25 protein-coding genes are annotated in these 25,172 nt (G+C 67.8%); 11 read left to right on the top strand and 14 right to left on the bottom strand.

The annotated features are described in order from the left end of the window. Window positions 1-8: 8 nt before the first annotated feature. A complete protein-coding gene (locus tag SBP01_RS09025) occupies window positions 9-2,165 on the bottom strand; it encodes an elongation factor G-like protein EF-G2 (protein ID WP_320538175.1) in 2,157 nt (718 codons plus the stop codon). Between the two features lie 148 nt (window positions 2,166-2,313). On the opposite strand from SBP01_RS09025, the gene SBP01_RS09020 reads away from it, so the two are divergent. After that, complete coding sequence (locus SBP01_RS09020) at window positions 2,314-2,898, top strand: hypothetical protein (protein WP_320538174.1); 585 nt, start codon at window positions 2,314-2,316, stop codon at window positions 2,896-2,898. A gap of 41 nt (window positions 2,899-2,939) precedes the next feature. Here the strand turns inward: SBP01_RS09020 and SBP01_RS09015 are convergent, their stop codons facing one another. Beyond that, the gene (locus SBP01_RS09015; protein WP_275216277.1) at window positions 2,940-3,878 is read right to left on the bottom strand and encodes a 5'-3' exonuclease; all 939 of its coding nucleotides are present in this window, start codon (window positions 3,876-3,878) and stop codon (window positions 2,940-2,942) included. 84 nt (window positions 3,879-3,962) lie between these two features. After that, window positions 3,963-4,262 (bottom strand): putative quinol monooxygenase, encoded by a 300-nt coding sequence (locus SBP01_RS09010; protein ID WP_275216276.1) that lies wholly within the window; start codon window positions 4,260-4,262, stop codon window positions 3,963-3,965. A 110-nt stretch (window positions 4,263-4,372) separates the two neighbouring features. Here SBP01_RS09010 and SBP01_RS09005 point away from each other — a divergent pair, with 110 nt between their 5' ends. Further along, window positions 4,373-5,242 carry an HAD hydrolase family protein gene (locus SBP01_RS09005; protein ID WP_275216274.1) on the top strand — a complete coding sequence of 290 codons (870 nt, stop codon included), beginning with the start codon at window positions 4,373-4,375 and terminating at the stop codon, window positions 5,240-5,242. A 28-nt stretch (window positions 5,243-5,270) separates the two neighbouring features. Here the strand turns inward: SBP01_RS09005 and SBP01_RS09000 are convergent, their stop codons facing one another. The 4 genes from SBP01_RS09000 to SBP01_RS08985 form a co-directional block, all read right to left on the bottom strand. Beyond that, complete coding sequence (locus tag SBP01_RS09000; protein WP_320538173.1) at window positions 5,271-6,008, bottom strand: anti-sigma factor domain-containing protein; 738 nt, start codon at window positions 6,006-6,008, stop codon at window positions 5,271-5,273. Beyond that, a complete protein-coding gene (locus SBP01_RS08995) occupies window positions 5,995-6,573 on the bottom strand; it encodes an RNA polymerase sigma factor (protein WP_275216271.1) in 579 nt (192 codons plus the stop codon). Before SBP01_RS08995 ends, SBP01_RS09000 begins: the two co-directional genes overlap by 14 nt. Before the next feature lie 50 nt (window positions 6,574-6,623). Continuing rightward, entirely contained in the window at window positions 6,624-7,334 is a 711-nt protein-coding gene (locus SBP01_RS08990) for a class F sortase (RefSeq protein ID WP_320538172.1), read from the bottom strand. Between the two features lie 131 nt (window positions 7,335-7,465). Next, window positions 7,466-8,329 (bottom strand): DUF4397 domain-containing protein, encoded by an 864-nt coding sequence (locus SBP01_RS08985; protein ID WP_320538171.1) that lies wholly within the window; start codon window positions 8,327-8,329, stop codon window positions 7,466-7,468. A gap of 184 nt (window positions 8,330-8,513) precedes the next feature. On the opposite strand from SBP01_RS08985, the gene SBP01_RS08980 reads away from it, so the two are divergent. The 3 genes from SBP01_RS08980 to SBP01_RS08970 all read left to right on the top strand — a co-directional run bounded on the left by SBP01_RS08980 (window position 8,514) and on the right by SBP01_RS08970 (window position 11,130). Next, entirely contained in the window at window positions 8,514-9,656 is a 1,143-nt protein-coding gene (locus SBP01_RS08980) for an ABC transporter permease (protein WP_275216266.1), read from the top strand. Continuing rightward, entirely contained in the window at window positions 9,653-10,384 is a 732-nt protein-coding gene (locus tag SBP01_RS08975; RefSeq protein WP_275216265.1) for an ABC transporter ATP-binding protein, read from the top strand. The genes SBP01_RS08980 and SBP01_RS08975 overlap by 4 nt, the downstream gene beginning before the upstream one ends. A 101-nt stretch (window positions 10,385-10,485) precedes the next feature. Further along, window positions 10,486-11,130 (top strand): TetR/AcrR family transcriptional regulator, encoded by a 645-nt coding sequence (locus SBP01_RS08970; RefSeq protein ID WP_275216264.1) that lies wholly within the window; start codon window positions 10,486-10,488, stop codon window positions 11,128-11,130. On the opposite strand, the gene SBP01_RS08965 is transcribed toward SBP01_RS08970, so the two are convergent. The 3 genes from SBP01_RS08965 to SBP01_RS08955 form a co-directional block, all read right to left on the bottom strand. Continuing rightward, on the bottom strand, window positions 11,074-11,538 hold the full coding sequence (locus SBP01_RS08965) for a phage tail protein (protein WP_275216263.1): 465 nt from the start codon (window positions 11,536-11,538) through the stop codon (window positions 11,074-11,076). The genes SBP01_RS08970 and SBP01_RS08965 overlap by 57 nt on opposite strands. Before the next feature lie 108 nt (window positions 11,539-11,646). After that, a complete protein-coding gene (locus SBP01_RS08960; protein ID WP_275216261.1) occupies window positions 11,647-13,653 on the bottom strand; it encodes a vWA domain-containing protein in 2,007 nt (668 codons plus the stop codon). A 21-nt stretch (window positions 13,654-13,674) separates the two neighbouring features. Next, window positions 13,675-15,063 carry a sigma 54-interacting transcriptional regulator gene (locus SBP01_RS08955; protein ID WP_275216260.1) on the bottom strand — a complete coding sequence of 463 codons (1,389 nt, stop codon included), beginning with the start codon at window positions 15,061-15,063 and terminating at the stop codon, window positions 13,675-13,677. Window positions 15,064-15,155: 92 nt separating this feature from the next. On the opposite strand from SBP01_RS08955, the gene SBP01_RS08950 reads away from it, so the two are divergent. Both SBP01_RS08950 and SBP01_RS08945 read left to right on the top strand, forming a co-directional pair. Further along, complete coding sequence (locus tag SBP01_RS08950) at window positions 15,156-15,827, top strand: MSMEG_4193 family putative phosphomutase (RefSeq protein ID WP_320538170.1); 672 nt, start codon at window positions 15,156-15,158, stop codon at window positions 15,825-15,827. Window positions 15,828-15,858: 31 nt separating this feature from the next. Beyond that, a complete protein-coding gene (locus SBP01_RS08945; RefSeq protein ID WP_320538169.1) occupies window positions 15,859-16,560 on the top strand; it encodes an SCO1664 family protein in 702 nt (233 codons plus the stop codon). A 66-nt stretch (window positions 16,561-16,626) separates the two neighbouring features. Here SBP01_RS08945 and SBP01_RS08940 read toward each other — a convergent pair whose 3' ends face one another. Beyond that, window positions 16,627-17,286 carry a cyclodeaminase/cyclohydrolase family protein gene (locus SBP01_RS08940; RefSeq protein ID WP_275216256.1) on the bottom strand — a complete coding sequence of 220 codons (660 nt, stop codon included), beginning with the start codon at window positions 17,284-17,286 and terminating at the stop codon, window positions 16,627-16,629. Between the two features lie 79 nt (window positions 17,287-17,365). On the opposite strand from SBP01_RS08940, the gene arfB reads away from it, so the two are divergent. Then, on the top strand, window positions 17,366-17,788 hold the full coding sequence (gene arfB / locus SBP01_RS08935; RefSeq protein ID WP_275216254.1) for an alternative ribosome rescue aminoacyl-tRNA hydrolase ArfB: 423 nt from the start codon (window positions 17,366-17,368) through the stop codon (window positions 17,786-17,788). A 99-nt stretch (window positions 17,789-17,887) separates the two neighbouring features. Here the strand turns inward: arfB and SBP01_RS08930 are convergent, their stop codons facing one another. Then, window positions 17,888-18,679, bottom strand: a complete 792-nt coding sequence (locus tag SBP01_RS08930) for a helix-turn-helix transcriptional regulator (RefSeq protein ID WP_275216252.1) — start codon at window positions 18,677-18,679, stop codon at window positions 17,888-17,890. A gap of 76 nt (window positions 18,680-18,755) precedes the next feature. Between SBP01_RS08930 and ilvD the strand changes: the two genes are divergently transcribed. Continuing rightward, window positions 18,756-20,627 (top strand): dihydroxy-acid dehydratase, encoded by a 1,872-nt coding sequence (ilvD, locus tag SBP01_RS08925; RefSeq protein WP_320538168.1) that lies wholly within the window; start codon window positions 18,756-18,758, stop codon window positions 20,625-20,627. Window positions 20,628-20,650: 23 nt separating this feature from the next. Here the strand turns inward: ilvD and SBP01_RS08920 are convergent, their stop codons facing one another. Further along, a complete protein-coding gene (locus SBP01_RS08920; protein ID WP_320538167.1) occupies window positions 20,651-22,009 on the bottom strand; it encodes an MFS transporter in 1,359 nt (452 codons plus the stop codon). After that, window positions 22,006-22,656: a dihydrofolate reductase family protein gene (locus SBP01_RS08915; protein ID WP_320538166.1), complete on the bottom strand. Its 651-nt coding sequence runs from the start codon at window positions 22,654-22,656 to the stop codon at window positions 22,006-22,008. The genes SBP01_RS08920 and SBP01_RS08915 overlap by 4 nt, the downstream gene beginning before the upstream one ends. 109 nt (window positions 22,657-22,765) lie before the next feature. Between SBP01_RS08915 and SBP01_RS08910 the strand changes: the two genes are divergently transcribed. Further along, window positions 22,766-23,797: a LacI family DNA-binding transcriptional regulator gene (locus SBP01_RS08910; protein ID WP_320538165.1), complete on the top strand. Its 1,032-nt coding sequence runs from the start codon at window positions 22,766-22,768 to the stop codon at window positions 23,795-23,797. A gap of 69 nt (window positions 23,798-23,866) precedes the next feature. After that, window positions 23,867-25,111: a non-homologous end-joining DNA ligase gene (gene ligD / locus SBP01_RS08905; protein WP_320538164.1), complete on the top strand. Its 1,245-nt coding sequence runs from the start codon at window positions 23,867-23,869 to the stop codon at window positions 25,109-25,111. The last annotated feature ends 61 nt before the right edge of the window (window positions 25,112-25,172 follow it).

The raw sequence follows: 25,172 nt of genomic DNA, 5'->3' as shown, positions 1-25,172 counted from the left end.
GCGGCTTGTCAGCTGCTGGGTACAGGCTCATGGCGCAGGTAGCGGCGCCGGAACCGGCCGGTTCCCGCAGTCAGCGCCCGCAGCTCCACCGCGTAGCGCACCAGTTCCTGGTCCGGGACGTCGGCATTGATTTCGGTCAGCTCGCCCTCTGCCGAGGCTGTGCCGGTCAGCCGTCCGCGGCGTCCGGAGAGGTCGCTCATGACGGCCCCCACATGCTCGTCCGAAACGGTGATGCTGACCGAGGAGACCGGTTCAAGGAGCTGGATACGGCCCGCCGCTGCCGCCTCCCGCAACGCCAGGGCACCGGCGGCCTGGAAGGCAGCGTCGGACGAATCAACGCTGTGGGCCTTGCCGCCCAGCAGGGTCACGCGCAGGTCCACCACCGGGAAGCCGGCGGCAAGCCCCTTCTGCATCTGGGCCCGCACGCCCTTCTCCACGGAGGAGATGAAGGTTCCGGGGATCACCCCGCCCACTGTCTTGTCCACAAACTCGAACCCGCCACCGCGCGCCAGCGGTTCCACAGTGATGTCGCAGACCGCGTACTGGCCGTGGCCGCCGGACTGCTTGACGTGCCGGCCATGGCCCTCCGCGGGGGCGGCGAATGTTTCCCGCAGGGGGGTCACCACGTCCTGCGTATGCAGTTTCACGCCCTGCTCGCGCAGCCTCTCCAGCACCACGTCCGCGTGGGCCTCACCCATGCACCACAGGATCAGCTGGTGTGTTTCGGCGTTCCGCTCCACCCGCAAGGTGGGGTCCCCCGCGGCAACTTTAGCCAGGCTCCGGGACAGGGCATCTTCGTCACTGCGCGAGTCAGCCTCCACGGCCACCGGCATCAGCGCTTCGGGTATTTCCCAGGTGGACAGCAGCAGCGGCTGTTCCCTGGCGGAGATGGTGTCGCCCGTCTCGGCACTTCCCAGTTTGGCGAGGGCACAGATGTCCCCGGCAACGCACTGCGATACGGGCCGGAGGTTGGCGCCCAGCGGGGAGTACAAATGTGTGACCCGCTCGTCCGTATCGTGATCCTGGTGGCCGCGGTCTGCCAGCCCGAACCCTGCAACATGCACCGGGGTGTCCTCCCGCAGGGTGCCCGAAAATACCCGGACCAGGCAGACCCGGCCCAGGAAGGGATCAACGGTGGTGCGGACCACCTCTGCGGCCAGCGGCCCGTCCGGATCACAGGACAGGTCGGCCGCCGGAGCGCCGGAGAGATCCGTGACCTTGGGCAGCCCGCGTTCCAGCGGCGACGGGAACGCCCGGGTCAGGACTTCCATGAGTTCGGCGGCCCCCAGGCCGGTGACGGCCGAGGTGGGAACCACCGGGAAAAACGAACCGCGGGCGACGGCGGTTTCCAGGTCCGTGACCAACACCTCAGTATCGATGTCCTCGCCACCGAGGTAGCGGTCCATCAGCGTCTCATCCTCGCTTTCGGCGATGATCCCCTCGATCAGCTGGCCCCGTGCAGCTTCCGAGCCGGCAAGCTCGCCGGGGTCCGCGTCCCGGGGCGGGGTGCCTGCTTCCCCCTCGGAGTAGTCAGAAACCGTGCCCTGCAGCAGTCCCAGCAGTCCGGTGATCTCGGCACCGCTCCTGACCGGGACGTAGAGCGGCACCACGGATTCGCCGAACGCCTGCCGGCAGGCGGCCAGGACCCCGTCGTAATCCGCCCGGGGATGGTCAACGCGGGTGATGGCCACGGCCCGCGGCATCCCCACGTGCTCGCATTCACCCCACAATGCCGTGGTGGTGGCGTCAATGCCATCCACGGCAGAGACAACAAAGAGGGCCGCGTCCGCCGCCCGCAGCCCTGCCCGCAGTTCCCCGATGAAGTCGGGATAGCCCGGCGTGTCCAGCAGGTTCACCTTGATGTCGTTGATGACCAGCGGCACCACGGCAAGCCCCACCGAGCGCTGTTGCCGGACGGCGGCGGGGTCCGAGTCGCTGATGGTGGTCCCGTCGGCGATGGAGCCTTTGCGGGAAATCATGCCGTGCGCGGCGAGGAGCGCCTCGATCAGCAGGGTCTTCCCGGCGCCCGAGTGCCCGATGAGGGCCACGTTGCGCAGCTGGCCCGGGCTGTCTGCTGCGAGGCTGGCCGAAGCGTCTCCCCGCCGCGATTCGGGTCCGCTCCGCCCCGGTATCCGTGCCGCGTCCTTTGCGCCTTTCACTGACATGGGAACCTCCTGGCGTCTGCCGTGCACCGGGCCGAATCGTGTACTTTGATTCGACACCTTTGCGCTCTGATCGGCAATAGGTTCCCGCGCCATGGGGTTCCTTGCGGGAGGATAATGGCTGCCGGGAGACTGGCCTGAGGAGGTCCGTATGCAAGCGCCGCCGCCGCGCATCACCGTGGAGGTTCCGGTTCTGGCGGTGGGCTCCGGCCCGGCCGACTACGAGTCACTGGGTGGCCTCGTCGAGTCGCTCCGCAAGCCCCAGGGTCTTCACCTGACCCTGCTGCATGTTGGCATCCTCGAGGACCTGGCACGCGAGATTGAGGACTGGACCAAGGGCATCACCCCGGCAGACCACGCGGCCCGGGCAACGGTTCGCTGGCTGTATTCCTTGCCTGCGCTGGACGGCTTCGACGCAACCTCGGACCGGCTGATTGCGCTGGGCGGCGGCCGGATTGCCGGACTCGAAGTGCAGGTGCCGCAGCACGTGCACGACTACCAGGTTTCCCTGGTCCAGGGTCTGCGGGAACTGTTGGACGGACTCCTCGTGGACAACGTGGACGACTTCATTCTGGGTTCGCCGGCCCTGGGCTTCCGGTATCCCCATTGGGTGCCCCACGTCGCGGTCGGACGGCCGCCGCTGCGGGAACGCGGGCCGTGGGACATCCGGACGGTCTCTGTCTCCTGCGGCCCGTCCCGGATCCGGAACAGCCGGTTCCTGCCGGCCCCGGATTAGTGCCGGACATCCGCGAGAGAAATTAGGTCACGGGCACGCCGTCACGCACGAAGGTCCAGGGCGGTCAGGAGCCGGGCCATCGAGCCGCCCAGGTTCCACTCAACGGCGAGCCGCTCAAGTTCGGTCCGCGGTTCCCCGGTGACGGGCCGCAGTGCCGCCCCTGCCTCCTCCAGTGAGGGCAGCGCCAAATCACGCACCACGTTTACCACCGCAGGCGCCACCTGGAGATAGTCACTGGCAGCGCCAAGCTTGGCCCGCACAGAGGCGGACAGGCCGCTCCCCGGATCCGCCGCCGCGGCCAGCAATCCCTCCAGCGTGCCGTACTCGCCGAGGAGCGCCGCTGCCGTCTTCTCGCCGATGCCGGCAACACCCGGCAGCCCGTCCGAGGCGTCGCCGCGGAGGGTCGCGTAATCGGCATACTGTTTGGGCAGCACCCGGTACTTACCGGCCACGACGGCGTCAGTCAGGACCTCGAGGTTCCGCATGCCGCGCGCGGTATAGATGACCCGCACCTGGCGGTCGTCGTCAACAAGCTGGAAGAGGTCCCGATCGCCCGTCACCACGTCCACGGGAAGCCCGGCGGCGCTCGCATAGGTTCCCACAACGTCGTCGGCCTCGTGGTCCGCAGCCCCGACGACGGCGATGCCGGCGAGCTCCAGCACCCGGCGGATCATGGGAAGCTGTGCCTCGAGGGCGTCCGGCACCACCTCGAGGTCGGGGGCATTCGCCACCAACTCAGCCACCCGGTGCGCCTTGTAGGTCGGGATGAGGTCCACCCGCCACTGCGGCCGCCAGTCGTCGTCCCAGCACGCCACCAGATGCGTTGCCCGGTAATCAGTGGTGAGCCTGGCGATCATGTCCAGGAGGCCGCGGACGGCGTTGACCGGTGTGCCGTCGGCACGGCGGATGGTGTCGGGCAGGCCATAAAAGGCGCGGAAGTACAGGGACGCGGTATCGAGCAGCATCAGGCGTTGGGTCATAACTGATCCTGACACGGAAGCAGCCGTCGCAGGCAGAGGCCAGCGGCTTCCGCCCTGGACCGGGGCCCGGGCTTATTCCGCGGCTTATTCCGTGGCTTCGAAAGTCTGGATGGTGCGGCGCTCCAACCGCGGGATGATCTGGGATGCACCGATGCTCTGGACATGGTCATAGTTGCGGTGGGCCGCAAAGCCGGCCGCATCCGTGTAGCGCTCCAGAATGACGATCTGGGCGGGGTCCTCCGTGCTCTGGAAGAACTCATAGGACAGGTTGGCTTCTTCCGCGCGGGTGGCTGCAGCCATCTCGCCCAGCAGCCGAAGGACGGTTTCCGTTTCCTCGGGCTTAACCGTGTAGCGCACCACTACCTGGAAGTATGACTGTGCCATCTCAGCGTTCCTTGCTCCTTGGGTATCGCCCCGGGGTGGAACCGGCGGCCACATCATCGTAGCCGCCTGACCGGTCTTCGAGCGGGAACGCCCCTGTAGAATCCGGGATTATGAGCTTCCACCCCGGCACCTCCACAGCAGGCGCCTCCACAGCAACCGTCCGTGCCATCTTCCTTGACGTCGACGGCACCTACGCGGACTACGGGGTGGTCCCCGAGGGCCATGTCCGGGTGGTCCGTGCCGCGCGCTCGGCCGGGCACAAGGTCCTGCTCTGCACCGGACGTCCTGTCTCCATGCTGCCGGCGAGCATTCTCGCGGCCGGCTTTGACGGCCTGGTGGCAAGTGCCGGCGCCTACGCCGAAGTGGACGGCGAGGTCCTGCTGAACCGCCGGTTCCCTGCCGGGCTCGCCGCCAGGACGATGGCCGTCCTGGACGGGCACCGGGCCGTCTACATCCTTGAAGCCCAGGATTCGCTGCATGTCGCCCCGGAGGCCGAGCCGCGGCTGCGGGCCATCATCGAAGAGCACTTCCGCCGCGCACCGGACGGACATGCGCAGGGCTCCTCCGCCATCCTTGGCTCCGTGCGCGCCACGTCAGAGCGCGCGGGCACGGCCTTCGCCAAAATTTCGGTGTTCGAAGCACCGGTTCCGTTGGAGCAGATTGCCCGGGAAATCGGCGCCGGCATTGCCGTGGTGGCCAATTCAATCGCCAACGAGGGGCGGCACTCGGGCGAGCTTTACCAGAGCGGCATCAGCAAGGCCGACGGCGTTGCCGCCGTCATCGCCCGGCTGGGCATCGAACAGGAAAATACCGTCGCCGTGGGTGACGGTCAGAACGACCTGGAAATGATCGCTTTTGCGGGGGTGGGCATCGCCATTGAAGGGTCCTCGCCGGAGCTCCTCGCCCTGGCTGACCGGGTGGCGGCACCGCCGCACCGCGAAGGCCTGGTGGACGCGTTTGCCGAACTTGGCCTGATCTGAGGCATATCCCGGCGGACGCGCCCCGGACTCAGGAGTTGAGCGTGCCCCGGACGATGCTGACCGTTGAGTGCGCTGGGTTCCCGTCCAGCGGCTCGTCAGAGACATCCACCACGGGGAAGTCCGCCAGTTGCAGGCCGGCCGGCACCTCGAAGGTACCTGAGTCCGAATTCATCACGCCGAGGCTGACCAGGCGCGAGAGATCCGGAGCGATCAGCCAGACTTCCTGGTAGCCCCGGGCTTCGTCCTTGCTGAGTTTCACTTCCAGCATCCGGGAACCGTCCGGCTCCCTGACCACTTTCGCCGACCCGGTGGCGGAGTATTGGGCCAACGGTGTCAGCGTCGCCTGGGCAAGCGGTTCCGGGACCCGGTTCAGCGCCCACAGCCCGGCTCCGGCCACAAGCAGCGTGGCCGCAGCGGCGGCAAGCCAGGTGCCGGGACGCTGCCACCAGCGGTCCCGGCGGCGGCGCGCAGCACGTGCTGCGAGCGGCGCAGGCGCAGCCGGCTGCTCCGGTTCGGGAGCCAGCGGATCTTCCTGCACTGCCTGGGACAGGCCCAGTTCCCGATGTATGCCGGCCCACACCTGCGGGCCGGGGACCTTAAGTCCGCTGGCGTCAGCAGGCGCCTTCACGGCGGTTACCGCGCGCCGCAGGGCCGCGTAGTCCGCCGAGCAGGCGGCGCAACCGCGCAGATGCTCCCGGCCCTCGTCGTCCAGCCAGTCGTCATACAGGGCAAGGAGGCTCAACCGGTCCGGATCAAGGTGCGGCATGGTCTACCTCCAATCTGTTTCTCAGGTGCGACAAGCTGCGTCGGATATGGCTCTTGACCGTACCAAGCGGAAGTGCCAGTCTCCGGGAAATCTGTTCGTGCGTGAGGTCTTCGAAGAAGGCGAGCTTCATGATGGACCCCTGAGGTTCACCGAGCCTGTCCAGTTCGCCGTCCAGGAGCAGCCTGTCCGCCAGAACCTCGGCTGCCTCCTGCCCCGGATCCGCCTCGCCGGAACCCCGCACCCCGGCGACCGCCAGAACCTTCCGGATTTCCCGTGTGGAAGCGGCGTGGGCGTCGGCGATGACATTCCGGGTGATCCCGACGATCCAGGCGGGGAGCCGGGCCACCTGGGGGTTGAACGTGCCCCGGGACCGCCATACCCGGATGAAGACCTCCTGCGTGACGTCATCAGCCGCGGATCGGTCCCGCAGGGCCCGGAGGGCAAGCGTCTGCACGAGCGGCGCGAACTCACGGTAGGCCGCTGCCAGGACCTGCTCATCGCCGGCGATGAAGGAGGAGGTCAACGCGTCGTCCCATCCGGAGGACGCCTGGTCAGGGAGTGCCAACCTGGACTCCTTCCCGGCCCCGTTGACGAGAACCACGGCCTCATCAACGCTCACTGAGGAACCGCAGTGACAATCACATTGTCGCTGTAGTCCATTCGTTCGTCCAGCCACCGGCCGCCGCAGGTCACCACCTTCAGTTCGTGCGGACCCGCGCGGCGGAACAGCGAATCGCCGTCAAAACTGTCCTTGGCCATCAGGTCAACCGAGACCACCCGGTAGGTCAGGGCCGGCGCGTCCTTGCGTCCCACGCGGATCATCGTCCCCGCTGGCAGGGTCTTCAACCGGGAAAACGGTGCCTGGTCCGATTTTGTGTCGATGTGTCCGGCTATCACGGCGGTCCCGGCGGCAGCTCCGGGGGCCGCCCCGTACCGGTACCACCCGGCCTGGTCGAAGGTGTCCGGCAGTTCCATGGCTGCACCATCCGCCACACCCACGGGTACGACGGTCATGTTGATTGACGTGCCGGCCACCGTGAGGGAGGTCGGAACAGGCGGCGCCGCATCGGCCGGCGGCAGTGTGGCCGGCCGCACCGGGATCACGGCGGGAGGGCGGACCGTGGCAGTATCTCCGGGCGGCGCAGCTGCCGCGGGCGTGGAATCCCCGCCTGCCGCGCTTTGGAGCGTGGACGGCGCAGAGGGGGCGGCTGGAATGGCCGGGGCGCAGGCCGGAAGCAGCAGTGCCGCCGCGGCGGCCAGGGCAACCCGCCACGGAAGGCGGGCCCGACGGCGGGACTCGCCTGCCGTCGTCGTGCGTGGCTTCATGACCGGCCTTTCCCGCCGTTGAGTCTCACGTGTGGGTGAACGGAGAGGCCTGCCGCCGGCGCGTACCGGCGGCAGGCACTCATACTGCTGTTGGCGAATTTGCTCCCCGGCTTACCCGCCGGCGCCTGATATCAGCGTGCCCGCAGCTCGGCAATGGTGCGCGCCATTCCGATGCCTCCCAGGAGCAGGACTGCCGCCAAAGCGCCGAATCCGATGGTGACCACAAGCGGGCCGGCCGATCCGCTGACCGGGACGCCGGTGCTGGCGGCTGCGGCCTCGGGTGAGCCGTCACGGGCTCCCGGTACTGCGGCCGGCGCCGAGTGCAGCCCGTCGATCGTCTGGACGGCCAGTTGGAGGTTCTTGTCCGCCAGGCTGCCCCAGGCGTAGACAATGGTGTGCGTGCCCTCGGAGACTGTGACATCTGCCGGCCCGATCACCGGGGCGGTGGTGCCGGTTGCTGCCACCGCAGCTGAGATGGTTCCCGGGCCCAGGCTGAGGGTCTGCCCGGCGGGGTTGGCCAGGTTGGACACCACAGGGGCGCCGCCCGCGAGCACATCAACGGCCGGGGCCGCGGCCAGGTGCCGCACGGTCAGCTTTCCCTTGCCCGCGTCAATCCGGGAGACGTCATTGGTAAAGAAGTTCGCGGCGGGCTTGCCGGTGGCGTCCAGGTTGGCCACCGCGGTGTAGTTCCCGCCCGCGGCGAGGGTCACGCTGACCGGACCGATGACGGGAGCCGAAGCATTGGCGGCGTCGGCGGCGGTGATGGCGAGTTCGTAGGCTCCGGCCGGCAGCGCCAGCGGGCCGGCAAGGCTGCCGGGGGCGAAATCATCCAGGGTGCGGGCGCCGTTGACCCAGACGTCCACCGTCAGTCCGGGCACTCCGTGCAGCACTGAAAGCCGGGCGTCCCCGCCGTCGGCCTGGGCAGGGCCGGCCAGGGCCATTGCTGCTGCAATTGCCACTGCTCCGGCTCCGGCCGTGAAAATGCTTCTGCGCATGTCCTTCTCCTCGTTTGGCCCGCGGGCGGGCTGCTTTGCTTACACCCCTACTACCGGGCCAACGATGGGTTTGGATGCAGGGCTGCCGGATTTAAACCACACCCACTTTCCTGACATGCTGTCAGAAAGATGCCGACAGCATGTCAGCAACTCTCTCATTCTCCTCTGAACCTAGGATTCCCCCATGTTCCTTGCACTCCGCGAACTCATCTTCGCGCGCGGCCGCTTCAGCCTGATGGGCGGTGTCATTGCGCTGATCGCCGTCCTCATGGTGATGCTCTCCGGCCTGTCCTCCGGCCTTGTCAATGACGGCGTGTCCGGCCTCAAGTCGATGCCGGTCACCGCCTTCGCCTTCGATGAAGGCACTAAGACCGATAACGCTTTCTCGCGCTCCGTCATCGATGACCGGCAGCTCAGCGCCTGGCGGGGCGTCGAGGGCGTGGCCGCCGCCGAGAAGATGGGCGTCGGCATGGCCAACGCAACCACCGATTCCGGGAAGCAGGTTGACCTCACGCTATTCGGCGTCCAGCCCGGATCCTTCCTGGAACCGACCCGTTCCGAAGGAGCCGGCCTCGGAGATACCGACGGCGTGGTGGTGTCCTCCACCGCCAAGGCCGAAGGCATCGACCTCGGAACGGTTCTGACGCTCGACCGGATCGGCACGAAGCTCAAGGTTGTCGGTTTCACCGACGGTCAGGCCACGTTCGGCCACGTCGATGTTGCGTATCTGCCCCTGAGGACCTGGCAGCTGATCGCCTCCGGTCAGGCGGCCGCCGGCGCTCCGAGCGCCGCGCAGCTGTCCGGACTCGATTTTGATACCGCCAGCGTGGTGGCCGTGCAGGCCAGCCCCGGCGCCAAGGTGGACCTCACCGCGGGCGATACCGCCGCCGGCACCTCCAGCAAGTCCCTCTCCGCGGCCTTCAATGCCTCACCCGGTTATGAAGCCGAAACCATGACCCTGAGCATGATCCAGGTGTTCCTCTACGCGATCTGCGCCCTGGTCGTGGGCGCGTTCTTCACCGTGTGGACGATCCAGCGCAAGCACGAAATCTCCGTATTGCGGGCCATGGGCGCGTCCACCGGCTACCTGCTGCGGGATGGACTGGCTCAGGCCGCGATCCTGCTGGTGGGATTCACGGCACTGGGCGTGGCTGCCGGGCTGGGCCTGGGCAGTGCCATGCCGGAAGCCATGCCGTTCGCTCTCGAGGCCGCACCCATCGCCAGCGCCACGGCCCTCACCATCGGCCTGGGCCTGCTGGGTGCCGCGGTGGCCGTGGTCCGAATTTCCCGGATCAACCCGCTCAATGCACTTGGAGGACAGCGATGACCAACCCCACACTCTCAGCAGCCGGCGCAGGCCTGGCCGGCACGCATCTCGGCACAGGCCTGTCCATCCGCCACGCCGTGATGGAACTGGGCGACGGTGACACCCGGGTGAGAGCCCTGGATGACGTCAGCCTCGACGTTGCCCCCGGCGAGTTCCTGGCCATCGTCGGGCCGTCCGGTTCCGGCAAATCCTCGCTGCTCGCCATCGCCGGCGCCCTGGCTTCCCCGGATTCGGGGACGGTCACCGTCAACGGCCAGGACCTCTCCCGGTTGAGCCAGGGCAAACGCGCCGCGTTCCGGCTGGCCAACATAGGTTTCGTCTTCCAGTCCGGCAACCTCATCCCGGCGCTGACCGCGGCGGACCAGCTCCGGCTGGTCAACAGGCTTGCCGGCGGACCGAAGCGCTTCGATCCGATGGCGCTGCTGGACTCCGTCGGCATGGCCCACCGCGCCGCCAACCGCCCCGGCCAGCTTTCCGGCGGCGAACGGCAGCGTGTAGGCATCGCGCGGGCACTTGTCTCCGGAGCGAAACTGCTCCTGGTGGATGAGCCCACCGCATCCCTGGACCGGGCACGCAGCCGCGAAGTGGTGGAGCTCCTTGCACGGCAAAGCCGCGAACATGGCGTCGCCACCGTCATGGTCACCCACGACCATGACGTCCTGGGCCACTGCGACCGGATCGTAGAAATGGTGGACGGCCGTTTAGGGCTTCCCGCACCGGTCAGCTAACACATCCGGGCCCGGAAACGACGATGGCGGCCTGCTCAGCGGGCCGCCGTCGCGCGTCGTAGTCTTGATGCGTACCCCAGCCAGTGTCAAAGGATCACCCAATGCCCAGAATAAGTGCCGCCACCGTAGCGGAGCACCGCGCCGCACAGGAACGCGCACTGCTGGACGCCGCCCACGAACTCCTGCAGGAAACCTCGGAAGCGCCCACGATGGCCGAGGTCGCCCTGCGGGCAGGACTGTCCCGGCCCAGCGTTTATCAGTACTTCGGCTCCCGCCAGGACCTCCTCCAGGCCCTGGTCCGCGACATTTTTCCGCGCTGGACCGAACGCGTCACCGGCGCCATGGCCGAGGCACCCACCAAAGCCGACCGCATCCTGGCCTACGCCACGGCCAACGTGGACCTCGTCGCCGAAGGAGCCCACGCCGTCGGCTCAGCATTGGCCACCCTGGCTCCCGGTGAGGAACTCGACGAGCAAGCCACGCGGATGCACCGGCAGCTCCAGGAACCGCTGATAGAAACCCTCACGGAGCTTGGGGTCGCCGACCCCGATTCACTGGCAGGGATGATCAACTCCGTTGTTCACGCCGGCACCCGCATGCTCGAATCAGGGCAGACGCTGGAGCAGGTCCACTCACACCTCAGGACCTTGCTTGGGCCGTTCGTGACAGAACACCGCGGCGGCCCGGTGTCAGTGCTGGCCCTTGATCACAAAGTAGGAACCGCGGATGGTGCCGGCCAGCTTTGACTTTTGCCGCGCGAATTTAAAGCTCGATGCCAGCTCCTCCGGAATCTCCATGCCGTCGGAGAGCTTGAACCCTACTGCCCGCTTGCTGCCATCCTCGATGCCGTACATCACGTTGATGGACAATCCGGACTCGTAGAACACATAGGCCATCCGCGTCCCGTCCACCTCGAAGTCCGAGACCTCCAGCGGACGGGCAGCGATGGAGATGTTGCGTTCGCTGGAGAGAACCCCGTGGATCCAGTCGAGTGTCCGGGGCGCTTCGTCCGCCGGCTGGACGGTGAAATCGTGATCGAACTTGTTCTTGAAGTACCGGGCCTCGTTGGCGCGCAGGCCGGCCAGTGCGTCGGCAACGGGTGACGACTCCAGCCCTACGGTGGAAACGTTCTTGAAATCGACTGTGTACGGCATGCATCCTCCTGGGAATTTTCCTTCCCACATCGTCGCAGATCCTGAACCTTCCGCGGCCATCGCCACCGCCGCCGGCGGGCATTCTTCAGCCGATGGGTGACGGAAGGCTTAGGAGGCCCAGTCGGCGTCGTCGTAGGGATGGTCGCGGAAGTGCGCCCTGAGGTACTCCCCCACCACGGCTGCTCCGAGGTCGCCGGCGTCGGGGGCAACCACCCGGCCGTCCACCCGGCGGGCCATCCGCTGGACAAACCGTTCGAGCCCGGGGTCGTTACCCAGCCGGAAGAACGTGGTCTGGGTGCCTGCCCGGCCAAGGCGGTCGAGCTCGGCGATAGTCAGGCGAATGGTTTCCGGGGCAGGCGGGTAGTCAAACCACGAGTCGCCGTCCGGGAGCAGGTGCGCGGTGGGCTCGCCGTCGGTCACCACCAGGAGGACGTGCTGCATGGACGGGTGCCGGCGGAAGAAGCGATTGGCGAGCAGCAGGCCGTGGTGCAGGTTTGTTCCCTGCTCCCGGCGGGAGGCCAATGCGGTAAGTTCACCGATGTCCCTGCTTTGCGCGTAGCGGCCGAAGGTGATCAGTTGCAGCCGGTCCCCTCGGAACCGGCTTGAAACCAGGTGGTGCAGGGCCAGTGCGGTGCGTTTCATCGGCACCCACCGCCCCTCGGCCGCCATGGAGAACGAGACGTCCACCAGCAGCACGACGGCGGCCTGGGTGCGTGCCTCCGTCTCCGCCACCTCGATGTCCCCGGCGCTGAGCCGCAACCCGCTGCCCGGATCGCCGCCGTCGGCCGTGGTCCGGCGGATGGCATTGGTGATGGTGCGGGTGACATCCCAGGGCTCCGCATCCCCGAACTCCCACTGCCGGCTGGACCCGGTCTGCTCACCTGCGGCGCCTGCCAGCCGGGTCTCCCGGCGCCCCTGCCGCCCGGAGAGCTGCTTGGCGGTATCGCGCAGCAGCGACCTGCCGAGCCGCCGCATCGCCTGCGGGGACAGCCGGAGGTCGCCGTCCGCCCCGCGCCGCAAGTAGCCGCCGTCCTGCATGGCGCGCTCGATCTCGGCGAGGGTGCGCGCTGTCACCGCGGCGTTCTGGCCGAGCTGCCGGGCGAGGGCATCCACATCCAGGTCATCCAAACGTGAGCCGTTGTAGGACTGGGAGAGCTGTTCGGACAGCTCGTCGAGTTCGGCGATGTCCTGGAGCACGCCGGTGCCATCCCCCAGCCCCAGGCCCTCCTGCCCCTCGAACCGTTCGGAGCCGGTCCAGTCCTCGCCGGGGCGCAGGGCCTGCAGGTTGGCATCGAGCCGGCCCAGCTGTGCCATGAGTTCGGGCGAGCCGAAGGCCTGGGCGGACAGGCTCATCAGCTCATCCCGCTGCTCCGGGGACATCGATTGCAGGAGCCGCTGGGCTGCGGCAGCACGTTGGGCAAGGGAATCAATCAGTTCCTCGACCGACTCCGGGTTCTCGGGGAAGAACTGGCCGTGCTTGGCCATGAACTTCTGGAAGTCCGCGTCGGTGTCCTCGCCGCGGCGGTGTTTGTCGAGCAGCCCGTTGAGGTCCTGCAGCATCTCGGCCACGGCCGCCCGGTCCTCCTCCGTAGCCCCCTCGAGTGCCTGTTTCATGCCGGCGAAACGCTGGTCGAGGACCTCGCGGCCCAGCAGATCCTTGATCCTGTCGTAGGCCTCCCGTGCCGTACTGGACTGCCAGTCGTAGGAGGCCAGCTCATTGACGGCTGCGGCCGTGGACCGGGGCAGGTTCTCCAGTTGCATCTCGCGGAAGGCGCGCTCGGTGTTGTCCATCATGGCGTCCCGGGCCAGTTGCTTGCGCTCCTCCAGGACGGCGGTATCCAGCAGCTTCTTCACCTCGTTCAGAGTGCCGTCCAGCCGGTGGCGGCTCAACAGGTCGCTGCGGCGCTGCTGAACCCGCCGGGCCAGGTCATCCAACCCTTCCATGTGCCGGCCGCCGCGCCGAAGGTATTCCTGCAGGGCGTGCCTGGGCGAATACCCGGCCATGACGTCCTCGGCCACGGCATCAAGGGCCTCGGCCAGGTCCACCGGAGGGGCAAGGGGGTCCGGCCCTCCCGTGTATCGGCCGTATTTGGAGGATCGGTGATGGAAGCTCATGATTCGTCTCTCTTCGGACTGCTAACCGTAGATGGTTTCCTCGTCGTCGGACTCCTTTGAGATCCGCCGGGCGAGGTAGAGACCTTCGAGGGCAAGCTCGATCGCCGCGGCACGCTGGCCGTCATTTTGGGCGCCGAGCCTGTTACTGATCTCGTCGTAAAGGGCTGACCCGTTGAGCGAGGGGAGGTTTTCCAGGAACTCGCGGGCGGTGACCTGATCTCCGGTGGTGACGGTCCGGTGTCCGTCCAGGGCGGCCACGAGCGGTCCCAGGTCCAGGCCCTGGTAGTGCGCCCGCACCGCCTCCGCTGTGGCCGTGCGCAGGAGGTGGTCAAGAACCGCCTGTTCGCGGCCCTCCTCCCCGGATTCGAACTCGATCTTGCCGGTCAGGACGTCAACAGCGGTTTCCAGGTCGATGATCCGCGCCACCGCCTTATCCTCGCCGCGCACACTGGCCCGGCGCAGGGCTGCGGCAGCAACCGTTTCGGCCCCCGCGATGGCGAACCGTGCCGAGACCCCGGAGGTCTGGTTGACGGCCGGCGACAACCTGAGGGCGCGGGTGTACCGGGCCAGTATTTCGAGGATAACCGGGGGGACGTCGGCAACGAGCTGGCCCTCCTGCCGGATCACGGCGACCTCGTCCTCGAGCTCAATGGGGTAGTGGGTGCGGATCTCCGCCCCGAAGCGGTCCTTCAGCGGCGTAATGATCCGCCCACGGTTGGTGTAGTCCTCCGGGTTGGCGGAGGCCACCACCAACACGTCAAGCGGCAGCCGCAGCACGTAGCCGCGGATCTGGATGTCGCGTTCCTCCATGACGTTCAACATCGATACCTGGATCCGCTCGGCGAGGTCCGGCAGTTCGTTGATGGCGACGATGCCTCGGTTGGAGCGCGGGATCAGGCCGTAATGGATGGTTTCGGGGTCTCCGAGCCGGCGGCCCTCGGCCACCCGCATGGGATCAACATCGCCGATCAGGTCGGCAACAGAGGTGTCCGGCGTCGCGAGCTTCTCGACGTAACGCTCCGAGCGGTGCCGCCACGCCACCCGCAGGCGGTCACCTTCGGTGAGGGCCCGGGCGCGCGACTGCTCGGTAATGGGTTCGTACGGGTGTTCGTTCAGTTCCGAGTCCTCGATCACCGGCGACCACTCGTCCAGCAGCCCGGCGAGGGTGCGCAGGAGCCGGGTCTTGCCCTGTCCGCGTTCACCGAGCAGGACGACGTCATGCCCGGCGATCAGGGCGCGTTCGAGCTGGGGCAGGACTGTCCGGCCGAATCCATATATCCCGGGCCACGGATCCCGGCCGGCGGCGAGCGCGGCCAGCAGATTGTCGCGGATTTCATGCCGCAGGTCTTTCCGGACATGGCCGGCGGCCCGCAACTCACCAACAGTAAATACATCGGGGCGATCACTCACCTTTCTACGGTAGACCCCGAACCAGCAGGGAATCGAGCAATTCGCCACAATTCCTGCCCGGCCGGACGTGGGGAAGGTTACGCTGGATTTTGATGACTGCAGCCGCTCCCCCGGGACATCCGGCCCCGGCGCCGGACCCACAGGACACCCTGCTGCTGCTGGTGCGGCACGGTGCAACGCCCACCACCGGCATGGTGCTGCCGGGTCACGCCCCGGGACTGCATCTGTCCGACCGGGGACGCGACCAGGCGGCACGCGTGGCGGAACGCCTGGACGGCCTGCCCCTTGACGGCCTCTACTCCTCGCCGCTGGAACGCGCCCGCGAGACCGCCGCGCCCACGGCCGCCCGCAGGGGCCTGGAAGTGCGGGAACATGCCGGCCTGATCGAGTGCGACTTCGGGGACTGGACCGGCGCCGCGCTCGCCGACCTGGCGGTCCTGCCGCAGTGGCAGACCGTCCAGCACAATCCCTCGGCCTTCCGCTTCCCGAACGGGGAGAGCTTCGTGCAGATGCAGGCACGCGTGGTGGGGGCGCTCGAGGCACTTTGCGCCGCCAACCCCGGGGGCGTGGTTGTATGTTTTTCCCACGCCGACCCCATCAAGGCGGCTCTTGCCCACGCCCTGGGCACGCATTTGGACCTGTTCCAGCGGATTGCGGTCAGCCCCGGCTCCGTGTCCGCCATCTCCTTTGTGGCTGGCCGGGCACCGGCGGTGCTGCTGGTGAACTCCACCGCTGAACCGCTGAGTGGACTGAGGGTGCCGTGAACGTGCGGCCGACCGTGGAAGGGTGCGGCTGGTGCCCGGCCGTGAGCTGACCCTGCTGAACGAGGGCCGGGTGGAGGTGCTTGGCCGGATCCTCCGCAGCAGCAATGAGACCTTCCTGGTCCGGGTCTCCCGAGGGGCGGATTCCGGGCGTGCGGTCTACAAGCCTGAGGCCGGCGAGCGCCCGCTGTCCGATTTCCTGCCCGGGTTGTTTCGCCGGGAACGGGCGGCGTACCTGCTCAGCGAGTACCTGGCGTGGGGTCTGGTTCCCACCACGGTAATCCGCGACGACGCGCCACTGGGCATCGGGTCGCTGCAGTGGTTCGTCGAGTGCGACTTCCGGGAGCATTATTTCACCCTGTACGCTGACGCCCCGGAGACCCACCGCGAACTTGCCCGGATTGCCCTGTTCGACTACATCACCAACAACACGGACCGCAAGAGCGGGCACGTGCTGCGTGGCGACGACGGGCGGATCTGGGGAATCGATCACGGGCTGTGCTTCGCCGCGCCGTTCAAGCTCCGCACCGTCATCTGGGACTTCGCCGGAGAACCGATCCCCGGCGCCCTGCTTGAGGACCTCATTCCGCTCGCCGAGGCCGTGCCGGCCGAGGTGGCGGAACTTCTCACCCAGGCCGAGGTCGCCGCACTGCAGCGGAGGGTACGGCGGGTCCTGCTGGACGGGGTCCTGCCCGTGGACCAGACCGGCATGCGGTACCCGTGGCCGCTGGTGTGAGGTCAGGTGTGAGGTCAGGTGTGAGCTCAGGCCGGGGACGCCGCAAACCATGGCATCGGATCGGCCCTAACCGGCATCTGTCGGGGCGGCGCGGTGGTCTATCCCTGCGGCCAGGTCATCAATCCGGTCAAGAGCGGTAGTGAGCCGCTGGACTGTCTCCCACAGTTTCGGATGCTGCCCGCGGACCTCCTCGAGAGTGGCACCTGCGGACGTGAGCGCGCCGAGGTCAAAACTCACGTTGGTGCGTGCCCCGGTGACCGCGGCTCTGAGGGCACCGAACGCGACGACGACATCGGCAATGAGGGCAGGGTTGCCGTTGGCAGCGAGCCAGCCCAGATCCCCGATGGCTGCGATCGCCTGGTCGCCGAGCACTGCCGATGCCTTCGCAGCGTCCACGGAGGCCCGGTGGATGGCGTCCTCGCGGTCCGGTCCCGGCTCCTGGTGGAACGCCGCTCCGAAAGCCTGCGAGGCGGCGGCGTCCTCGTCGGCCAGCCGAAGGGCGGTCCGGCGGAGCAGCAGCGCCCGTTCATGGATAGCGTCGAGCTCCGTCCGCTGGTGCGGGTCGGGTTCGGTGTAGCCGGCAACCATCGCTGTCAACGACGCGGCGATGGCCAGCATGACTCCGGTCCCGGCGCCGCCGCCGGGCGAGCCGCTGGACTCTGCCAGCGCCCGGGTCCAATCCTCTACCGTGGTGCGTTGCGTGGTTACAGCATCAGCATCGTCCATGACACCATTTTGCCTGCTCACGTCCGTGTGGAGCCGGGTGGCGGCGCCGGCGAAGCGCGTTTTGTGCGACGCTGGGTGCATGGATCTGGAGGTGTCGCCCGCGCTCATCATTCCGGCGGCGGAACTGGGCTGGCGGTTCTCCCGTTCGTCGGGTCCAGGCGGCCAGCATGTCAACACCACGGACAGCCGGGCCGAGCTCTCATGGAACGTCAGTGGCTCCGCGGTGCTCTCGGAAAGCCAGCGCCTGGCGCTACTGGAGCGGCTCGGACCACGCCTGATCGGCGGCGTGATCACCGTGACCGCTTCCGAGCAGCGTTCCCAGCTGCGCAACCGCGAGCTCGCGCTGGCCAAGCTCGCTGACCTTGTGCGGGCTGCCCTTGCCCCGGAAGGTCCCCGCCGCCGGCCCACCAAACCCACGCGGGGATCGAAATACCGCCATCTTGCAGCCAAGCAGCAGCGGTCGGCAACCAAACAGCAACGACGGCGGCCTTCCGCCGAGTAGCGCGGGTTTCGCGCCGCTGCGGGCGCTAGGCCGGGCTCGGCCAGACCTGCTCTGCGAGCGCAAGGACCAGGCCGAGTGCGGGGTTGTCCGAGGGACGGGTCAGTTCTCCGGCACAGGGGCGTACATGACCAGATGCAGTTCCGGTGCATCCGAGGGCACCAGACGGTGCTGTTCGTAGACCAGCCGGCCGGCGTCGGGATGCAGGAACACCCGCTGCCGGGAGGCGAAGCGCTCCACGCCGCGGTCCGCCCAAAGCCGGGCAAACTCGGGGCTGGCCCCGGTCAGGCGGGAGATCAGGGCCGTGTGGGCGGCGGAGCCGAGCCGGGCTCCCGCTTCGGCACGGAATTCTGCGACGAAATGGCGGGAGGTCTCTTCCCAGTCCGGCAGCATGTCGCGCAGGTGCGGGTCGGTGAAGATGAGCCAGAGGAGATTCCTGTCCGCCGGGCCGATGGCCGCGATGCGCGAATACAGGCCGGCGTAGGCCCGGTTCCAGCCCGCAATCCCCCAGTCCGGGGCCACGGCAAAAGCCGGGAAGTCCAGGGAATCCAGGAGCCGCTGCACATGGGCGGGCGCTTCCTCGATCGGGACGATGTCCGCCGCCGGCACCGGGGCGTAGCCTCCCAGAGCCAGCAGGTACGCGTTCTCCGCTGCTGTCAGCTGCAGCACCCGCGCGATGGCTTCGAGGACCTGGCGGGAGGCGTTGATCTCCCGGCCCTGCTCGAGCCACGTGTACCAGGTGACACTCACGGCGGCAAAGGAGGCAACCTCCTCGCGGCGCAGCCCCTGGGTGCGGCTGCGCCCAATGGGCGGCAGCCCCAGCTCGGCCCGCACCAGATTTCCTCGCCGGTCACGCAGGAACTGCCCCAGCTCCCGCCGTCGTTCATCACTCACCCCAAAAATCTAGCACTCCCACTACTAGTACCAGGACCGTCTTCCACCGCAGCGGCGGCACTGGTTGACTGCTTCCATGCCTCCACTACGCTCACGAACAGTCACCCACGGCCGCAACATGGTCGGCGCACGCGCCCTGCTCCGCGCCGCCGGCGTCAACGGCGACGATTTCGGCAAGCCGATCATCGCCGTCGCCAACAGCTTCACCGAATTCGTCCCCGGCCACACGCACCTCCAGCCCGTGGGACGCATCGTTTCGGACGCCATCATTGAGGCCGGCGGCATCCCGCGCGAGTTCAACACCATCGCCGTCGATGACGGCATCGCCATGGGCCACGGCGGCATGCTGTACTCCCTGCCCTCGCGCGACCTGATCGCCGACTCACTCGAGTACATGGTCAACGCGCACTGCGCCGACGCCTTGATCTGCATCTCCAACTGCGACAAGATCACCCCCGGCATGCTGATGGCCGCGCTGCGCCTGAACATCCCCACGGTTTTCGTCAGCGGCGGCCCGATGGAGGGCGGCACGGCCGTGCTGGTGGACGGCACCGTCCGGAAGCGCCTCAACCTGATCTCCGCCATCGCCGACGCCGTCAACGACTCCGTTTCCGATGAGGACCTGCTGCGGATCGAGGAAACCTCCTGCCCCACCTGCGGTTCTTGCTCGGGCATGTTCACGGCCAACTCCATGAACTGCCTCACCGAAGCATTGGGCCTCTCGCTGCCGGGAAACGGCACCACGCTGGCCACGCATACCGCACGCAAGGACCTGTACCAGGACGCCGGCAAGGCAATCGTGGACATCACCAACGCCTACTACGACGGCGACGACGAGTCCGTGCTGCCGCGGGCCATTGCCGGCCGCGCCGCGTTCGAAAACGCCATGACCATGGACATCGCCATGGGCGGCTCGTCCAACACCATCCTGCACCTGCTCGCCGCAGCCCAGGAGGCCGAGCTGGACTTCACGCTCGAGGACATCGATGCGATCTCGCGCCGCACCCCCTGCCTGACCAAGGTTGCCCCCAACGGCGACTACCTCGTCGAGGACGTCCACCGCGCCGGCGGCATCCCGGCCATCCTCGGTGAACTGGACCGCGGCGGGATGCTCAACCACGATGTGCGCTCCGTGCACGGCCCGGACCTGCGCTCCTGGCTGGACGACTGGGACATCCGCGGCGGCAAGGCGACCAACACCGCCGTCGAGCTGTTCCACGCGGCGCCCGGCTGCGTCCGCTCAGCCACTGCATTCTCCCAGTCCGAACGTTGGGACACGCTGGACACGGACAGCGCCAACGGCTGCGTCCGGTCCGTCGCCAATGCGCACACCGTGGAGGGCGGGCTGGCCGTGCTGCGGGGCAACATTTCGGTGGACGGCTGCGTGGTGAAGACCGCCGGCGTGGATGAATCGATCTTTAAGTTCTCCGGGCCGGCCGTGGTTTTCGAATCGCAGGACGACGCCGTGGAAGCCATCCTGAGCAAACGGATCGAGGCAGGCGACGTGGTGGTGATCCGCTACGAAGGCCCGCGCGGCGGCCCGGGCATGCAGGAAATGCTGTACCCGACGTCGTTCCTCAAGGGCCTGGGGCTCGGCGCCAAATGTGCGCTCATCACCGACGGCCGCTTCTCCGGCGGAACGTCAGGACTGTCCATCGGCCACATCTCTCCCGAGGCGGCCGCGGGAGGAGCCATCGCCCTCATCGAGGACGGCGACATCATCACCATCGACATCCCCGCGCGCTCCATCGCGGTGGAAGTGTCCGACGCCGAGCTTGACCGCCGCCGTGAACTGCTGGAGGCGGGCAGCGGCTACCGGCCCCGCAACCGTGAGCGGGCGGTCTCACCGGCGCTCCGGGCCTACGCCGCCTTCGCGCTCTCGGCGGACAAAGGGGCCGTGCGCCACGTGCCTCTCGAACCGCTCCCCGCGGCGGTGACAGTGGGCTGACAGGGGTTCGGGGAAGCGGCGGGTCACCTGGCAGTGTCCGCCGCTTCCTCCGCTTCTGCCGTTCCCCCCGAGTAGGACGCCGAGACGCGGCGGTACACCGGAGTCAGGAAGGCCAGCAGGGCGGCCACCACCATGATGATTCCGGCCACCAGGAACACCAGCGCTATGCCGCGCGAGGTGCCCTCGCCCAGCAGCGGGGCCAGCTGGGCCGCGCCCTCGGCCGACCGCGCATACGGGATGATCCAGAACTGGGCGATCGGCGCAATGAGGAAGGCCGTGATCGGTGCCGCCGCTGACTCAAACGCCATGGCGAACCCGAACACCCGGCCCTGCCGCGGCAGCGGCACCACCCGCTGGATGACTGTCTGCTCTGCAGCCTCCACAACGGGAACCAGGACCAGGTAGAGCCAGATGCCCGCGATGTACAGCCAGGCCCATTCCCGCACTGTGAACACGGCGCCGAGAACGCCCATCAGGATCACCGCGATGAGCATGGTGCGCAATGGATTGGACCCGAGCCCCAACTTGCCCACCAGCGCGCCGCCCACGATGAAGCCGGTGGCGCCCAGCGCGAAGTAGGTCCCCCAGAGCTCCACGGGGAACATCTCCAGGCCGTAGGGATCCATCAGCGCCATGTAGACCCCGCCGATAAAGTTGTTGAAGGTTGAAAACAGGATCAGCGCGAACAGGCCGGCGATGGCAAGCACGGCGGCGAGGGACCCGCGCAGGTCAAAGCTGCCGTGTGCATCCGTGGCCGCCGCACGCACCTCTTCGGGCATGCGCAGTGTGAGGAGGTGCGCGAAGGCCAGCGCGGTGAGCACGAGGGCGACGACGATGGTCCAGCCCATGCCCACCAGCCCCACGGATAATCCGGAGAGCACCGAAGTGACGATGAACATCAGCCCCTGCACCATGCCCACGAGCCCGTTGGCATTGGCCCGCCTGTCGGGCTCGATGAGAATAGTGACGGTGGTGGACAGGGCGATATTGCGCATGTTCTCCACCACCGCACCGACCAGGATGATCAGCGTGAAGAGCCAGAACCACGGCCCGGCCAGGTCCAGCAGCCTGGCGGCCGGTGTCAGCAGGAACATGACCCCCGCCAGCACCAACATCACCAGGGTGAACCCTGCGGCGAAGCGCATGACGGCCAGCTTGCGGTAGCGGTCCACGAAGGTGCCGAAGCCGATGCTGGAGAGCGCGATCAGCAGCATGTACAAACCACCCACCACGCCGGTGGCGATCACGTTGCGCGTCCCCAGGTACACCCAGAACGTCAGGGCGAACCACAGGTAACTGGTGGTGATGTTGGCAAGGGCAGTATTCACCAGGATTCCGGTGAACGTGCGGGACCGCTGTGCCGGGCTGCGCAAGGACGTCATCCCGTCCGCTGTTCACCGGGTCCGCGGGCCGGCGGCCCGGTGAGCACCGTGGGGACGTACTCGAGCAGCTGGAGCCGGCCGTCGAAGGTCCTGCTTTCGACCATTTCGAGCGCGACGTCCGGATAGCCGTCGTAGATCCGCTCCCGTCCGGTGCGGCCGGTGATTACGGGGAACACCACCACCCGGAACCGGTCCACCAGACCGGCCGTCAGCAACGAGCGGGACAGGCTGAGGCTGCCCAGCGTGCTCAGCGTGCCGGTGCCGGTCCTTTTCATTTCCCTCACGGCCTCCACGGCGTCCCCGGTGACGAACTCCGAGTTCGGCCAGGCCAGGGGCGCCGGCAAGGTGGCGGAGAAGATGATCTTGGGAACGGCGGCGAGGCCGGTCAGGCTCGCACCCTCTTCCCGGGAAAATGCGGAGCCGTCCGCTTCGGCGTCCGCCGCCATGCCGGACATCAGCCGGTAGGTGTTCGCCCCCATCAGGATCGTGTACCGCTTCGCCCCCTCCTCCTCAAGCCAGGCCAGGTATTCCGGCCCTTCCAGGCCCCACCAGCCCGGCCATCCCTCGGCGGAGGCATAGCCGTCCAGGGAGATAATCAGGTCCACCATCAGCTGTGCCGATGACGCCCGGGTGGTTGTCCCGCTCATGTCCGACTCCCCGTTCTGATCAAGCGCCGGCTTCCGCTGCGCCGCGTGCCGGATATGTTAACCCCGGGGCATCGGCCGTTCAAGGGTTGGTGTTTGGGAGAATGTAGCCATGGCGAAGAGCTCCGGCCCGGCCGGCACCAAGGTCACGATTTACGACATCGCAAAGATTGCCGGCGTCAATCCCTCCACCGTGTCCCGGGCCCTGGGAAAACCGGAACGGGTGAGCGCCAAAACAAGGAAACTCGTGGAGCAGGCGGCCGCGGAGCTCAACTTCAGAGCAAGCCCCCTCGCCCGTTCCCTCCTGACGGGCCGGACCGGCACGGTCGGGCTGATCGTCGCGGACATCACGAACCCCAGCTATTTCGACATGATCCGCGGCGCCCAGGCCGCCGCCGCCGCGAACGGCCTGACGCTGGTGCTCGCCGAATCCGCTGAATCGGCGGCAACGGAGCTGAGGGTTGCCCGGCGGATCCAGCCTTCCACCGACGGCATCGTCCTCGCCAGCCCGCGCATGTCCGATCCTGAGATCAGGGCACTGAACGCCACGAAGCCTGTCACCGTCATCAACCGCAGCGTGGCAGGTGTCGACTCGGTAGTCCCCGACGTGGAACCCGGCATCTCCGAAGCGGTCCGCCACCTTGCGTCCGGCGGCCACCGCAGGATCGCCTTCCTGGCCGGCCCGGACACCTCATGGCTTTCGGCCCGCCGCTGGGAATGCCTGCGGTCCGCCTGTGAATGGACAGGGCGCGAGGCCCTGCTCATCCCCACCACGGCACCCACCGCCGAGGGCGGCCGGCGTGCCGCGAGGGACGTGATCGCCTCCGGGGCCACCGCCGCCCTATGCTTCAACGATGTCCTGGCCATCGGGCTGATGCGGGAACTGCAGGCGGCGAAAGTGACCATACCGGACGAGTTCAGCGTGGTGGGCTTCGACAATATTTTCGGCTCCGACTTCACCACCCCGGCCCTGACCACCATCGCCGCGCCGTTCACCGAAGCCGGCGCCACGGCGCTGTCCCTCGTTCTGGCGGCCCTGCCAAACGCGGACGACGGGTCCCCGAACGTGCGCGGTGCGGGCGGTGCGGAACTGCCCACCAGCCTGATTGTGCGCGGTTCCAGCGGCAGGCTGCTTGGTGGCTGACCGCCCGGGCCGCCAGTGACCAGGCCAGGCGGTCTGGTTGGGATATCCGATCGTTGCTAGCGTGGCGTCATGAACCCCTCAAAGACTCCGGCCGAGATCCTCACCATTGCCGGCGCGGAGGTTCGCATCTCCAGTCCGGACAAGGTGGTCTTCCCCGGGCCGGGGCTCACGAAGCTTGACCTGGTCCGTTACTACCTCAAGGTGGCGGACGGTGCGCTGCGCGGGGCGGCCGGCCGGCCGATGGTGCTCAAACGCTTTCCGAAGGGCATTGACAGTGAGCCGTTTTTCCAAAAGCGTGTACCCGAAAACCACCCCGATTTCATCGACACCGCCACCTTGCACTACGCCTCCGGCACCTCGGCCGAAGAGGCCGTGATCCGTGATGCCGCCGGGCTCGCCTGGGTGGTGAATCTGGGCTGCCTGGACCTGAACCCGCACCCGGTGCGCGCCGAGGACCTCGAACACCCCGACGAGCTCCGGGTGGACCTCGATCCGATGCCGGGCGTGGACTGGAACCAGATCGTCGATGTCGCGTATGTCGCGCAGGAGGTGCTCGACGACGTCGGACTCGTGGGGTGGCCGAAAACCAGCGGGTCGCGGGGGCTCCACATCCTGGTGCGGATTGCGCCAACGTGGTCCTACCGGGACGTGCGACTGGCCGCCGAGACCCTCGCGCGCGAGGTGGAGAACCGCGCTCCCGGCCTGGCCACCGCCCGCTGGTGGAAGGAGGAGCGCGGGGAGAGCGTGTTTGTCGACTTCAACCAGAACGCCAAGGACCGCACGGTGGCATCCGCTTACTCCGTGCGGCCGCTGCCCGATGCCAGGGTCTCCACGCCGCTCACCTGGGACGAGGTCCGTTCGGCCCGTCCGGAACAGTTCACCGTTCTCACGGTTCCGGGGCGCTTCGCCGATCTGGGCGACCCGCACGCGGGGATCGACGACGCCGTCGGCTCGCTGGAAGGGCTCCTCGCCCTCGCCAAGGAGCTGGGTCCCGCCGAAAAGCCGCCGCGCGCGGGCGACGGTTCCGGGCGCCGGCAGTCGGTGATGCCGCTGGTCGAAGTGGCCCGTACCAGGACCAAGCCCGAAGCCCTCGCGGCGCTCGACGCGTGGAAGGCCCGGCATGCGGACCTCGTTCCGGGCCTGCATCCGGCCGATGTGCTTATAGACGGGATGCGCGGATCGAGTTCGCTCTGGTACCGGGTGCGGGTCAATCTCCAACACATCCCTGAGACTGAGCGTCCGCCGCAGGAGGAGCTTATTGCCGACTACGACCCGTGGGCCGGCAAGGAATGGCCGGGGCGGCCGGCGTCCTGACCGATCTCTTTGAAGACCTTTGAGCGCGGTGCAGACGCGGACGTAGAATCGTCAGGTCAGG

The organism is Pseudarthrobacter sp. IC2-21 (genome assembly GCF_034048115.1).
Taxonomy (GTDB): domain Bacteria; phylum Actinomycetota; class Actinomycetes; order Actinomycetales; family Micrococcaceae; genus Arthrobacter; species Arthrobacter naphthalenicus.
The sequence above is the reverse complement of the archived record's forward strand: the minus strand, read 5'-3'. Positions and strand labels throughout refer to the sequence as shown.